Source organism: Acinetobacter sp. AG3 (assembly GCF_022343575.1).
Taxonomy (GTDB): domain Bacteria; phylum Pseudomonadota; class Gammaproteobacteria; order Pseudomonadales; family Moraxellaceae; genus Acinetobacter; species Acinetobacter guillouiae.
The window spans coordinates 1,876,977-1,889,843 of sequence record NZ_JAKQZD010000001.1 but is presented as its reverse complement, the minus strand read 5'-3'; the positions used below and the strand labels follow the sequence as shown (position 1 = coordinate 1,889,843).

The following is a 12,867-nucleotide window of genomic DNA, read 5'->3' as shown; positions in this document are numbered from 1 at the left end:
ACCTTTATTTTTTATTTAAAGTGGTGAAATATTTTTTGCTACAGCGCTTGCTTGGGTATTTTTCGTGGTTTTGTATTTAGACCAAAAAAATCCAATGACTAAACCAATACCCATGACAAAAGTAATTAAGGCAAGATTTGACCAAATCAATGGTGAATCCTTGGTCAGAATTCCAAATAACAGTCCAAATATTGCTGGCGCAATCGCTGAGTTTGGTCCTTCAGAAATGGTCGGGGTTGCAAGAACGGCAAATACAATGATCCATGTAATACCGCCAAGTGGCGATGGCAATCGTTTTGAAATCGAATACCAGCACCATAAAATCAACAGCGTCCCAAGAATATAGACGGTTATTGCGATATTATCTTCTGGGATAGCATCAAATAGATCTAAAAAATTTGCCCATATTCCTGATAACTGATCAAGCACCACGTAATCCCTCTGGTTCAACCGCATTTGGGTTAATTAAACCTTCTGGCGGCATTTGAATAAAGAAGCCTTTTGTATTGAGTGAATCGATTACATGTAACACATTTACACGTGCCAATGGTCGAGCTTCGCTCAGTTCAAGATGCATTACATGCGTTGCACGACCAAAGGCAACACGTAGTGGCTCAGAAAGAGCCGCTAAGGGATCTGCACTTTCGTCTGTATTTGGATGATTTGGACGAGCCACATAAAGATACATTTCATCTTTTTTGCTCGATTTATAAATATCACAATGCATTTTAAACAACAGCTTCAGTAAAACTTAGTTGACAGCATACATGAAAAAAACGACGGATACATTATCGAAAGTTAACGCATCAGTCGTTATTTATGTCCAATTGCTAAATCTTTGATCAACAATAACGCAGTAAGCTTTCTTGGCTATTGATGATTATTCATCTAAACAACGGCAGCAACAGCCGCTATTCATTGACCTTCATCTGCATACTTAAAAACTTAATATCTTCTTGTAACAGATGGATAAGTGGCTGGGTAAGTAATTCATAGCGCCACCCCAACAAATAACCGGGTAAATCCTGTTCATTGCCATGAAATACCACATGATGATACAAGGCATTTAACCATTTTTTACGCATAAGTACTTCTTTAGGTACTTGCATTTCAAATGAAACCTGAGAAATTAACTCATCCACTTCAAGGGTGATTCCCTGAGAAGAATGCTTAATTGGTCGTGCAATACGCAGTGGCCACTCATCGGTTTCAGGCAGAAACTTCAATAAATCTAAAATTGTTTTTCCATGTTCACGCACAATATTTGGACGTATTCCCTTCACAGAGGACAATTGAAAATTATTTTTAGGATTGACTTCAACCAAATCAATCATCGTGGCATTTTTTAGAATAAAGCTCCGTGGTTGATTGAGTGCTTTGACCATTTCTTCACGCCAAACACTTAATTGTTGCAATTGCATCAATTGTTTTCTGGAATGACGATAATTACCAATATCACAATATAATTTTTCTTTTGGTGTTTCTGAAGCAATTTCAAAGGTTAAATTTTGACAATCTTCAAGCACATGTGAGTATAAGCTTTTCTCGACCAATTCTGCTTTTACTTTTTCAGCCAGACGCATAATGTATAAAACATCATTGGCTGCATAATTCATTTGTTCATCTGTTAACGGTCGAGCCAGCCAATCTGAACGTGTTTGATCTTTATCAATATCAATCTCTAACACCAATTTCAATGCATTTTGATAACTGACCTGTAGACCATGTCCTAAAAAAGACAACCCCACTTGGGTATCGAAGACATTTTTCAGATTTTTCTGATCTGCATAATGATAAATGAGATCAATATCTTCTCCACAAGCATGAAAAATATTTTGCTGTGCTTGAAAAAGTTGAAACCAAAAGCGATCTAAATTTAAGGTTGAGAGGTGGTCCCACATGTTTGAACAACTAAAAGCTTATTTATAAGTGATACTCTGCTCTAGTTAAGCTACCTTATTTTGTTGTGGTAGCTGGTCATAGTAAAACTCATCTGGAGTCATTTTGTCCAGACTCGAATGAGGTCGTTTCAAATTATAAAATTCAAAATATGCGTTTAATTGCTTCTTCGCATCCAAAACATTGCTGTAGGCTTTGAGATACACCTCTTCATATTTAACGCTCCGCCATAATCGTTCAACCATCACATTATCAACCCATCGACCTTTACCATCCATACTGATTTGAATGCCATTTGATTTCAATACATCAATAAATGCATCACTGGTAAACTGACTGCCTTGGTCTGTATTAAATATTTCAGGTCGACCATATTTTTCAATAGCTTCATTTAATGTTTCTATGCAAAATGTAACCTCCATACTAATCGATACTCTATGCGCAAGTACCTTGCGGCTATGCCAATCAATCACAGCACATAAATAAACAAAGCCTTTTGCCATAGGGATATACGTTATATCCGTAGACCACACTTGATTACTGCGCTGAATAGCCAATCCTTTGAGCAGATATGGATATTTGCGGTGAGCTTGATTAGCCTGGCTTAAATTTGGTTTGCAATATAACGCATTAATGCCCATTTTCTTCATTAAAGTACGTGTATGACGTCGTCCTATATGATGTCCTTGACGATTCAACAAATCACGCATCATACGGCTACCTGCAAAAGGGTATTGCATATGTAACTCATCCATACACCGCATCAGCTTCAGATCTGATGCACTCACAGGTTTTGGGCGATAGTAATAACAACCACGGGAGACTTTCAGCAGCTGAGCTTGCTTAGATACTGAAATCTGAAGTGAGTCATCGATTAACTTTTGTGGTTGAAGCGGCCCAGTTTCTTCAACACACCTTCTAAAAAATCAATTTCTAATGCCTGCTCACCGATTTTTGCATGTAGTTTTTTTAGATCGATGGGTGGTTCTGTTGGAGCTTTTGATTGATCGAAAGCTTGCGAGGAAGCTGAAATCAGTTGATTTTTCCAGTCGATAATTTGGTTTTGATGAACATCAAATTCAGCACTCAATTCAGCAAGTGTTTTTTCTGCTTTAATCGCAGCAAGTGCTACCTTAGCTTTAAAATCATTTGAATGATTTCTTCTTGGTCTACGTGCCATAAAATACTCCATATATTGATGTTTATAACATCATTTGGGGAGCAAAATATCACTTATAAGTGTTGTTCAAATTTCCTGATCCACCTCTGTTGTGCCGTCGAGCAAAAATACTTGACCATTGACATTAATTTGGAATACACCGAGTTTTGGCCAAAGTGTGTCGACTTTAATAAATTCAGTGTCTAGACCATAAGTCGAGGTATGTTGCATCAAGTTCAACACATGTTCGAGATCGGTCTGTTGATTAATAAATTGAAACATGTCAGTTTAAGTCAAAATGTTACATTCAAATGAAATATGATTTTACCTTAATATATAAAATTTAAATATAATATTTTTAAACTAATTCTCCGTAAACACCTTATTTTTCAATAAAGTTTCTTGTGAATATTTATTTTATATATAGGTTTTACAACTTAATAAAAGTATATTTTAAAGTAATAAATAACATGGCTAATCATTGCTTTAGCTTGAGTTTACCTAAAAAATTTAGATTGAATGTAAATAATTTTTAAATGAGACAGAGTTTGTTGATCTTTTAATCGTTATCGCATTTGCGCTAAACACCCAAGCTCAACAAACTCTAAATGGTACCAAGTCTAAGATCGCTATTTCATTCTCATGCGATTATGAACAGCCTGACTCAATGTATGACTATCCACATATTCCAATTCACCACCTTGTGGAACACCTTGTGCGATTCGTGTCATTTGCAAAGACAAATGTTTTGTCGCTTCTACAAGATAATGCGCAGTCGCTTGCCCTTCTACTGTTGCATTGGTGGCTAAAATTACTTCAGTAATTTTACCATCGGTTAAACGCTGCACTAAATATGGAATACCTATTTCTTCAGGACCAATACCATCTAAAGGCGACAAATGCCCACCCAATACATGATATTTGCCTCTAAAGCTACCAGACTGTTCTATTGCCATTACATCTGCAGGAGACTCAACCACACAAAGCAGCTGATCATCCCGATCATTTGAGCAGCAAATATCACAGACTTCATTTTCAGTTAAAGAATGACAAACACTACACTCATGAATATAGGAAGTTGCTTCATTTAGCGCATGCGCCAAACCAATAGCACCTTCTTTATTTTTCATGATCAGATGGAGTGCCATACGTTGAGCCGATTTCGGCCCAACACTGGGTAAGATTCGTAAAGCTTGTACGAGTTGATCAAAACGGTCGCTAAACACCTATGATTCCTTAGAACAAACCTGAAAGACCTGGTGGTAAACCCATACCTGAATTGGCTTCTTTCATCTTCGCTTCTGTAATGACTTCAGCTTGGCGAGCCGCGTCATTCATTGCTGCTGCAATCAAGTCTTCAATCATATCTGGATCGTCTTGTAACAAATCTGGACTGATTTCGATACGCTTAACAACATTACGGCAAGTCATTGTTACTTTTACCAAACCGCCACCAGCTTCAGCATTCACTTCAGTTTGGGCAAGTTGTTCTTTTGCCTTTTTAACGTTGCTTTCCATATCTTTCTGCATACGTTGCGCTTGCTGCATAAGCATATTAATGTTCATAAAATACTCCGAACAAAAGTCCTAAATTAAATCTCTGTCTTGCACTTTCATGACTAGTTTTTTAAAAGCCTAGAAGAAAATGAAAGAAACTCTTTTGCAAATTTTGCTTATCTTAAATTAAATCTAATCCATGAGAAAGGTCACGGATAATATCATCGACATCTTCTAAGCCAACAGACAAACGGATTAAACCTTCACGAATACCCGCTGCTGCTTTTGCTTCAGGAGAAAGCTTACCATGAGTCGTTGTTGCTGGATGGGTAATTGTTGACTTAGCATCACCTAAATTACCTGTAATCGAGATAAATTGTGTATGGTCAATAACTTTCCAAGCACCTTCTCGTTCACCTTTCACTTCAAAAGAAACGATTCCACCAAAACCAGTTTGTTGTTTGGCTGCTAACTCATGCCCAACATGATCTGCTAAGCCAGCAAAATAAACCTTTTCCACTTTTGGATGAGCAACCAACCACTCGGCAATTTTTTGTGCACTTTCAGAATGCGCTTTCATACGCAGTCTTAAGGTTTCTAAACCTTTTAAAAAGACCCATGCATTGAATGGGCTCATCGATGGACCAGTGGTACGAACATAACCAAATACTTCTTCAAGTAATTTGTGACTACCGACCACAGCACCACCCAATGCACGACCTTGTCCATCTAGATATTTGGTGGCAGAGTAAATCACTAAATCTGCGCCAAATTGCAATGGACGCTGTAAAATTGGTGTGCAAAAACTATTATCAATCGCCAATAAAGCATCATTTGCATGTGCTAAATCTGATAATGCTTGAATATCTGCGACTTCAGCCAAGGGATTTGATGGTGACTCAACAAACAGTAATCGAGTTTCAGGACGAACCGCGTCTTGCCAAGCAGTTAAATCAGTTAAATCAACAAAAGTCACTGCGACATTAAATTTAGCGACATATTTTTCAAATAATGAAACTGTAGAACCAAAAACAGCACGTGAACAAATCACATGATCGCCTGCCTTTAAGAACGACATTGCAACGGCCATGATTGCAGCCATACCCGAACTTGTTGCCACAGCGCGTTCACCACCTTCTAGTGCAGCTAAACGCGTTTCAAACATTGCTACAGTTGGATTGGTAAAACGTGAATAAATATTACCTGGTTCAGCACCAGAGAATTTTGCTGCTGCTTCCGCTGCATTTTCATACACAAATGACGAAGTGAGGAAAATTGGCTCACTATGTTCACCTTCAAAACTGCGTGTATGACCTGTACGAATCGCTAAAGTATCAAGTTGGTATTCAATGTCGTCGTGCTGGCTCATTTCAACTACTCAGTCCAAAAACTGCCTTTGTAAAATATTGCCAACATTTTGAGCGCCCTATGTATTTAAGGTCAAGGTAAAATCGTAAATTATCACATACACTTCGCTTAAATCTGCATAAAAATGAGACAATCACCGCTTATGACACAAGTATCAGCTAAGTTCCAACAGCGCAAATCCAAATTGAAGAATCTAACCACACGTATCTTCAATGGTAAGTCATTGGTTTTATCTCAAAGTACCCCTTATGAAATTATTGCGGAGCATCATCAAACCAAAGTGCGTTACTACGCAGCTGCTGAAAAAAAATTTAAGGAACCTTTGGTTTTTACAGCACCATTGTCGATCAATATGGCAATTTACGACCTCTACCCTTATCGTTCACTTATCAAATATTTTACCGAACAAGGCTATGATGTGTATTTATTGGACTGGGGAAAACTCAGTTATCAAGATCGCAACTTAAACTTTTTATATTTTATTGATGAAGCTATGCCGCTATGCATTAATAAAATCCGAGTACATGCTCAAAGTGAGCAAATCTCATTGCATGGCTGGAGCATGGCCGGCATTTTTGTATTACTTTACACGGCATTACGTCAACCCAATTATGTTAAAAACTTAATTATACTGGCCAGCCCAATTGACAGTTATGCATCGGGCGGTATCGGTAAACTTTATCAAAAAATAAATAATCTGATTATAAAGAATCAAAAACTGAAAGATACTTTATATAAAGGTGGTTTACCGAAAAAACTGATCCATACCCCAGGTTTACTCAATGCCATTGGCTTTAAGATTTTAGATCCAAAGGGTTGGTATGAGGGACATAAACAATTGTTGCTAAATTTAGACGACAAAGAGCTCTTACATGAACACGCTACCCTTGGAAATTTTTTAAATCACATGGTGGATTACCCCGGTGGTGTCAATCAAGACATGTTATTTAATGTTTGGCTGCAAAATCCACTGAAAAATGGGGCAATTCAGCTCAGTAACCACAAAATTGAACTTCGCAATATCGACTGTTCATTGATGATTGGGGCTGGAAAAAATGATCAAATGGTCACCGCAGATGCAGTTAAGCCTTTAAGCGAATTGACAAAGAGTAGTGATGTCACGTTTACTCTTATTCCTGGGGGACATTTAGGGCTAATGTCTAGTCAAAAAAGTGCAGATGAATTTTGGCCTACACTGTCCAGATGGTTAGAACAAAGATCGACAAAAATTTAAGAGATAGATATGAAGACTACAGTTGCATTTATTGGTTTAGGCGCAATGGGCTATCGTATGGCAGCACATTTACCCAAACATTTTGATACCGTATATGTGTGGAATCGAAATTTTGCAAAGGCCAAGCAACATGCAACTGAGTTTGGTACTCAAGCTGTCGAACTCGATCAAGCGGTGCAAGCTGATATTATTTTTTCATGTTTACCAACCAGTCAAGATATCGATGATTTAATCCAAGATTTAAAGATCAAAAATGGCGCGATTTGGGTCGACTGTACCAGTGGTGTACCTGATGCTGCGCGTAAACAATCTGAGTATCTGCTCAAAAATAATATTCACTTCTTAGATGCACCTGTAAGTGGTCAAACCATTGGCGCTGAAAATGCAACACTGACCTTTATGGTCGGCGGTGCGGCAGAAGCGTTTCAAATTGCCCTACCTGCAATGCAAGCGATGGGTAAATTAATTAAACGTGTTGGTGACTCAGGTGCAGGCTTTGCTGTAAAAGCTGTAAATAATATGATGATGGCGGTTCATTTATGTGCTGCCGCTGAAGGATTTACCACGCTGAAAGCACATGGGGTAGATTTAAATGAAGCGCTTGATTGTATCAATGCATCCAGTGGTAAAAGTGGTGTGACTGAAACTGCACTACCGCAACGTATCCTCAATCGTAGCTTTCCACTGACCTTTGCTTTACCCTTATTGGCAAAAGATACAGGTATTGCCATTGATTTAGTTCGTGATGCAAGATTATCAGCACCTATTCTTGGTTTAACACAAAGCTTAATTACCGCAGCCAATAGTCTTTCAGAGCCTGATAGCGATTTTTCTACCGCGGTAAAAATGTATGAATCATGGAGCAAAATTACATTAGATTAATTTTTCGTCATTGAATAATCACAACTAAACCTTATAATCACATTAAGTGACATGTAAATATGTCAATTTCGAGGTCGTATCATGAATAAATATGTAATTGCTACACTTTCTAGTTTATCTATTTTAGTCGCTAGTCACGCTTTTGCTGATAACACCCAAGAATGTAAAAAATTGCAAGATGATTACAATGTCATTTATGCATCAAAAGGGTTCTGTTTTAAAGATCCTGAAGCAAAAGCAAAATATAATAATGACAATTGTTATACAAGTAAGCCTAAATTTTCTGAAAAAGAGCAGCAAAAACTTGACTCTATCAAGGAACGTCAGAAAGAATTGAACTGTAAATAATCACATTCATACCTTCAAGGAAATAAACATGGCTTATGATGATCAGAATATATTTGCACGAATTTTACGTGGTGAACTTCCTGCAATTAAAGTTTATGAAGATGATCATGTGCTTGCATTTATGGATATCATGCCGCAAGCCGATGGGCATACCCTGATTATTCCGAAGACTCCAGCTGTGACATTGCTCGACTTAGATCCTGAAATTGCAGCTTATACAATCAAGATTGTGCAAAAAATAGCACAAGCAATTGAAACAGCTTTGGATGCTCAAGGTATTGTATTGATGCAACTTTCTGGAGCTGCTGCTGGACAAACTGTACCTCATGTACACTTTCATTTGATTCCGAGCTCGGTGCATGAATTAGGTCGTCATGCTATTCAAATGGGCGATCAGGAAAAAATTAAAGGGTTTGCTGAAAAAATTAAGGCTGCACTGGCTTAATTAAAAACCTTTTTAGAATCAATGGGGCTAATCAAGCCTCATTTTTTTATTCAAATTACACAAATGTTAAATCCGCGTCATTAAATTGTCATTTTTTCTTCACTGATATGTAACAAAGTTTACAGATACTGCATGCAAGTTAGTAAGTAGTGCACAAACCCACACTTACTGAATAAAAAAAGTAACTGCAAACCCATTGAACATGTTTTGGAGAAATCTCAATGAAAAAAGTGCTACTCGCTGCAGCAATCGCCACCCTTAGCATAAGCGCAGCTCAAGCAGCGCCAACATTGTATGGTAAATTCAACGTAACTTTAGATCAAATTGATAAGAATGGCTTTAAAGACGAAAGCGTAACTAAAGTAAACTCTAACGCTTCTCGTATTGGTGTTAAAGGCGAAGAGAAATTAACAGATAAATTGTCTGCTGTTTACTTGGCAGAATGGCAAATCAGTGCTGATGGTGATGGCGATGCTTTCACTAACCGTAACCGTTTCGTGGGGATTAAATCAGACGGTATCGCAACGTTAAAAGTTGGTCAGTTTGATTCATATTTCAAAAATGCTGCTGGTAACAACCAAGATATCTTCAACGATCACAACGAACTCGATATGACTGCGATTTTAGTTGGTGAAGATCGTTTAAAAAACGTGATCGGTTTTGAAACTGATAAAAAATTATTGGCTGGTTTAGCTTTCAACATCATGTTCCAGCAAGGTGAAGAATCATCTGCTTTAAAAAATGATGCTAAAGGTCAAAAAGGTAGCCGTGATAGTTTCGGTGATGGTATCTCTACATCACTTACTTATGACAACAAAGACTACGGTTTTGCTGCTGCTGTTGCAGGTAACTTCGGTGTTGCATCTAAATATAATGCATATAACTCTGAATTAGGTAGCAACACAATCTACTCTGACGCAATCCGTGTTACAGGTTCTGTAGACTTGAAACCTGCGGGTCTTGATGGCTTAGTATTTGGTGCATTATGGCAAACTGCTAAACCGTCTGATGATACTGTTGCAACCACTTCTGGTACTACAGTAACATCATTCAAAGGCTTGAAAGAAAATGCTTATGGCATCACTGCTGCATATGCAATTCCTTCTACACCGATTAAGCTAAAAGCTGAATATATTTCTGCAACGACAGAACTAGATGGCCGTGATGATCGTAAACAAGACCTTTACGGGATTGGCGCTGATTACAACATCAACAAGCAAGCTCGCTTCTACGGTGTTGTTGGTCAACAAAAGCGTGATTGGTCAACTACATCTACACCAGAGAAAAAGAAAACTGTTATTGGCTTAGGTATGGAATATAACTTCTAATCCGAACCTTTAATAAAAAACGGCAAGTGATCTTGCCGTTTTTTTTCGACTCAATAATTCAAAAGCTCATTTTATAAAATACATATTCATTTGCTGAGTAACCATCATATAAATTTAGCGCTTTTATAAATAGCGTACATATCATTTCATCATCTATGACAGATCTTTCGTTTAGCAACATGAATGTCGTGCTTGGATAGGCATACAGCTCCCCAAACCAAAACTGAAAATCATTAATTTAAATATCAATATGTAGGATATAACAGCAGTTATATATAAACACCAAAAATACAAACAAGCTCGACAGAATCTTAGGATTTCACGCTGTCAATTTTTAACAGTTAAAGTTTGATATAGGTTCGAAACCCACGGCTCGCATAATATGAGGCAGCACCATTATGATAGGTAAATGTACGCCCATAACGCTGATCACAAAAGATCGCCCCGCCTTGCTGACGTAATATCGTTGGAGTTTCGACCCAGCTGGATGTTTTTAAGTCAAAATTGAATATTTGCTGTAGAGCATAATACTGTTGTTCAGTCATTAGTGCTAAGGCATGCTTATTTACCCAGTCGATCACCGTATCTTCAGGAGGATGATCCTTGCGACTGAGTAATGCCTCTCGGTCATAACACAGACTACGCCGTCCTTTTGGAGACTCAACTGCACAATCAAAAAAATACACACCTTCTGAGTTCGGTAAAACAACCACATCAGGCTCACCGCCAGTCATTTCCATTTGTTGTAAAACCCATAACTTTTCAGGACAAAGCAAAAGTTGTTTCTGAACAAAATCCCAGCTCATTTGTGCATGTCGTTCTGTATGCTGCTGAAAACGCTGTGCTAAGGTTTTAAATAGGTTTTCAACTTGCAACGGACTCAATGTTTCTTGCTGTTTTATCATTTTATTTTACTGCCTGATTTTAAGCCTCTGCTAGCATAGCATTATCCGCCAAGCGCAACCAAATCCGCTTTTTAGGCATACTGAAGTGGATTGATTAAATAGTGTGGCACGGATAATTCAATAGATTCCTCTGCATATGCAATTCCTTCCACACCGATCCAACTAAAAGCTGAATATATTTTTGCAACGACAGAAAAATCGTCGTGGCGATCGTAAAATACGGGATATAGCTTCTAATCCTAATTTTAAAAAATGGTAAGAAATCTTGCCGTTTTTTACTTAACAACAGAATATTTTAAAAATCTCGTATTTCATCAAACCAAGTATTCATTGTTTCTTGATCTATATCGAATGTTGAAGCTTCAACCAGTTGCAGTACAGCAAGACCAGTATCTTCCCTTTCAACAGTTTCAATATTGGGCAATGTATTAATTATCTCAACAAGTTCAATAATTGCCCCTTTCACATCTTGCTTTGTCTTCGCCTTGGAGATTTCTTTTAAAGCAGATTTATATGCTTTGATCGCAATTTTTGCATTATTGCTTTCCCAATTTTCAAATGGAATTCCATATTCAGTGGTAAACCATATTGAACTCCTCAGTTTAGACACCGACGAATAATCCAATTGTTTTTCTTTAACTAAATGCTTTAATTCAGCATTTAACCTTTTCCCTGTTTTTTCATCAATATTCCATCCAATGAAGGACCTTAAGTTTTCCCAAGTATTTAAAGCTGGAAAGCCTTCCAAATTTACAGCATAGCGTATTCCAATACGTTCAAGTTGCTGAAGTTGTTTTAGACTTGCTGTATTGGTTATATTCCCAGTTAAGTTTAGATTTTTTAAATTAGGAAACTGTAATAAGCTTTCACAATCAAAAGCTTGACCTAAAGGTTTAACAGCTAAATCTAACGAAGTTATTGCCGCTAAATTTTTCATAACAGGAAGATGGTATGCCGATACCATTGGATCTTTGCTTGTCGTTGGCTCTATTCTCATATGGGGGTATGCTGCTGTGGTAATAATTTCAAAATACTCAATATGACCAGCCAAATGAAGCGAATATAACCCCTTCTTATTCTCACCATCAGCATGATTTAAAACTAATGTGATTGGATGTTCATCTGCTTTGATTGAAAAGTTATGAATTTGAGCATGACTTAAATCTAGACAAATCGCTTGCGTAGGTCGCCAAGAAAAATCTTCTATCACTCTTTTCTTCGACCATTCAATAAACCCCTGATCATTTCCCCAATAATAAAAAAATCTTGGCCAATCTCCATAAGGATGCAAATGCGCATTTTGTTGACCATTTGGCGTATACAAAGTATTAAAAGCGTCCCAATTGATTACAGCATTTTCTTCAACAAGAACATCAAACTTTTTCTTGTCCATTCCGATTCGACCAATTGAGAAGCTTCCTTGCCCAGCTGGAATTTTTATCTGATGGCTATTTGTACCTGTTAAAGAAACATAAATGGGAGTATTTCTATCCATGTTGATCCATTATTTGTAAATTGTATTATTTAGCTTTCAGCAAATATTAACTACTTATACTTGTGCAAATAAGCATATAAACTCAACACAGAATATATCAAGCTAAAAGCTTAGCCTTTGTTTCATTTTAGCAAAATATGAACATGTTAGATTTAGCTCTATATTTCAACTTTCCCAACTTAGATACTTAGATACTTAGATACTTAGATACTTAGATACTTAGATGATCTAAAACCTTGATGATCTATTTTGACCACAATCAGTGGATGGATTAGAAATTCCAATTTTTTCTAAGAAATCATCGCCT

13 protein-coding genes and 2 pseudogenes are annotated in these 12,867 nt (G+C 37.3%); 5 read left to right on the top strand and 10 right to left on the bottom strand.

The window, feature by feature from the left end; all coding sequences use genetic code 11:
- Positions 1-15 precede the first annotated feature (15 nt).
- The 8 genes and pseudogenes from L3V46_RS08730 to L3V46_RS08695 all read right to left on the bottom strand — a co-directional run bounded on the left by L3V46_RS08730 (position 16) and on the right by L3V46_RS08695 (position 5,924).
- A complete protein-coding gene (locus L3V46_RS08730; protein ID WP_042141307.1) occupies positions 16-456 on the bottom strand; it encodes a hypothetical protein in 441 nt (146 codons plus the stop codon).
- Entirely contained in the window at positions 422-727 is a 306-nt protein-coding gene (locus L3V46_RS08725) for a YcgL domain-containing protein (protein WP_004822235.1), read from the bottom strand. Before L3V46_RS08725 ends, L3V46_RS08730 begins: the two co-directional genes overlap by 35 nt.
- A 184-nt stretch (positions 728-911) precedes the next feature.
- Positions 912-1,886: pseudogene (locus tag L3V46_RS08720) on the bottom strand (HRDC domain-containing protein); the annotation flags it as partial.
- A 60-nt stretch (positions 1,887-1,946) separates the two neighbouring features.
- Positions 1,947-3,079, bottom strand: a protein-coding gene (locus tag L3V46_RS08715) for an IS3 family transposase (protein ID WP_223235881.1) whose coding sequence is annotated in 2 segments (ribosomal slippage) — positions 1,947-2,827 and positions 2,827-3,079 — 1,134 coding nt in all. Because the reading frame shifts where the segments join, the coding sequence is not laid out codon by codon here.
- Positions 3,080-3,166: 87 nt separating this feature from the next.
- A pseudogene (locus tag L3V46_RS08710) lies at positions 3,167-3,340 on the bottom strand (ribonuclease D); the annotation flags it as partial.
- Positions 3,341-3,687: 347 nt separating this feature from the next.
- The gene (recR, locus tag L3V46_RS08705; RefSeq protein ID WP_004719588.1) at positions 3,688-4,284 is read right to left on the bottom strand and encodes a recombination mediator RecR; all 597 of its coding nucleotides are present in this window, start codon (positions 4,282-4,284) and stop codon (positions 3,688-3,690) included.
- Between the two features lie 10 nt (positions 4,285-4,294).
- Positions 4,295-4,624, bottom strand: a complete 330-nt coding sequence (locus L3V46_RS08700) for a YbaB/EbfC family nucleoid-associated protein (protein ID WP_004719585.1) — start codon at positions 4,622-4,624, stop codon at positions 4,295-4,297.
- 112 nt (positions 4,625-4,736) lie between these two features.
- On the bottom strand, positions 4,737-5,924 hold the full coding sequence (locus L3V46_RS08695) for an O-succinylhomoserine sulfhydrylase (protein WP_004822243.1): 1,188 nt from the start codon (positions 5,922-5,924) through the stop codon (positions 4,737-4,739).
- A gap of 141 nt (positions 5,925-6,065) precedes the next feature.
- On the opposite strand from L3V46_RS08695, the gene L3V46_RS08690 reads away from it, so the two are divergent.
- The 5 genes from L3V46_RS08690 (at position 6,066) to L3V46_RS08670 (ending at position 10,160) form a co-directional block, all read left to right on the top strand.
- Positions 6,066-7,157, top strand: coding sequence for an alpha/beta fold hydrolase (locus L3V46_RS08690; protein ID WP_239045447.1), 1,092 nt, complete (start codon positions 6,066-6,068; stop codon positions 7,155-7,157).
- 9 nt (positions 7,158-7,166) lie between these two features.
- The gene (locus L3V46_RS08685) at positions 7,167-8,039 is read left to right on the top strand and encodes an NAD(P)-dependent oxidoreductase (RefSeq protein WP_239045446.1); all 873 of its coding nucleotides are present in this window, start codon (positions 7,167-7,169) and stop codon (positions 8,037-8,039) included.
- Between the two features lie 81 nt (positions 8,040-8,120).
- Entirely contained in the window at positions 8,121-8,387 is a 267-nt protein-coding gene (locus L3V46_RS08680) for a YARHG domain-containing protein (RefSeq protein ID WP_004719576.1), read from the top strand.
- A 28-nt stretch (positions 8,388-8,415) separates the two neighbouring features.
- The gene (locus L3V46_RS08675) at positions 8,416-8,832 is read left to right on the top strand and encodes an HIT family protein (protein WP_004719575.1); all 417 of its coding nucleotides are present in this window, start codon (positions 8,416-8,418) and stop codon (positions 8,830-8,832) included.
- Positions 8,833-9,053: 221 nt separating this feature from the next.
- Positions 9,054-10,160, top strand: a complete 1,107-nt coding sequence (locus tag L3V46_RS08670) for a porin (protein ID WP_004822251.1) — start codon at positions 9,054-9,056, stop codon at positions 10,158-10,160.
- A gap of 341 nt (positions 10,161-10,501) precedes the next feature.
- On the opposite strand, the gene L3V46_RS08665 is transcribed toward L3V46_RS08670, so the two are convergent.
- Positions 10,502-11,065 (bottom strand): DUF4256 domain-containing protein, encoded by a 564-nt coding sequence (locus L3V46_RS08665; RefSeq protein ID WP_239045445.1) that lies wholly within the window; start codon positions 11,063-11,065, stop codon positions 10,502-10,504.
- A 295-nt stretch (positions 11,066-11,360) separates the two neighbouring features.
- On the bottom strand, positions 11,361-12,560 hold the full coding sequence (locus L3V46_RS08660) for a hypothetical protein (protein WP_239045444.1): 1,200 nt from the start codon (positions 12,558-12,560) through the stop codon (positions 11,361-11,363).
- Positions 12,561-12,867 lie beyond the last annotated feature (307 nt).

What these genes read in the sequence shown, in the direction of transcription:
- L3V46_RS08730 (WP_042141307.1), bottom strand. Translation starts at nt 456, where the DNA reads ATGCGGTTGAACCAGAGGGATTACGTGGTGCTTGATCAGTTATCAGGA.
- L3V46_RS08725 (WP_004822235.1), bottom strand. Translation starts at nt 727, where the DNA reads ATGCATTGTGATATTTATAAATCGAGCAAAAAAGATGAAATGTATCTT.
- L3V46_RS08700 (WP_004719585.1), bottom strand. Translation starts at nt 4,624, where the DNA reads ATGAACATTAATATGCTTATGCAGCAAGCGCAACGTATGCAGAAAGAT.
- L3V46_RS08695 (WP_004822243.1), bottom strand. Translation starts at nt 5,924, where the DNA reads ATGAGCCAGCACGACGACATTGAATACCAACTTGATACTTTAGCGATT.
- L3V46_RS08690 (WP_239045447.1), top strand. Translation starts at nt 6,066, where the DNA reads ATGACACAAGTATCAGCTAAGTTCCAACAGCGCAAATCCAAATTGAAG.
- L3V46_RS08685 (WP_239045446.1), top strand. Translation starts at nt 7,167, where the DNA reads ATGAAGACTACAGTTGCATTTATTGGTTTAGGCGCAATGGGCTATCGT.
- L3V46_RS08680 (WP_004719576.1), top strand. Translation starts at nt 8,121, where the DNA reads ATGAATAAATATGTAATTGCTACACTTTCTAGTTTATCTATTTTAGTC.
- L3V46_RS08675 (WP_004719575.1), top strand. Translation starts at nt 8,416, where the DNA reads ATGGCTTATGATGATCAGAATATATTTGCACGAATTTTACGTGGTGAA.
- L3V46_RS08670 (WP_004822251.1), top strand. Translation starts at nt 9,054, where the DNA reads ATGAAAAAAGTGCTACTCGCTGCAGCAATCGCCACCCTTAGCATAAGC.
- L3V46_RS08665 (WP_239045445.1), bottom strand. Translation starts at nt 11,065, where the DNA reads ATGATAAAACAGCAAGAAACATTGAGTCCGTTGCAAGTTGAAAACCTA.
- L3V46_RS08660 (WP_239045444.1), bottom strand. Translation starts at nt 12,560, where the DNA reads ATGGATAGAAATACTCCCATTTATGTTTCTTTAACAGGTACAAATAGC.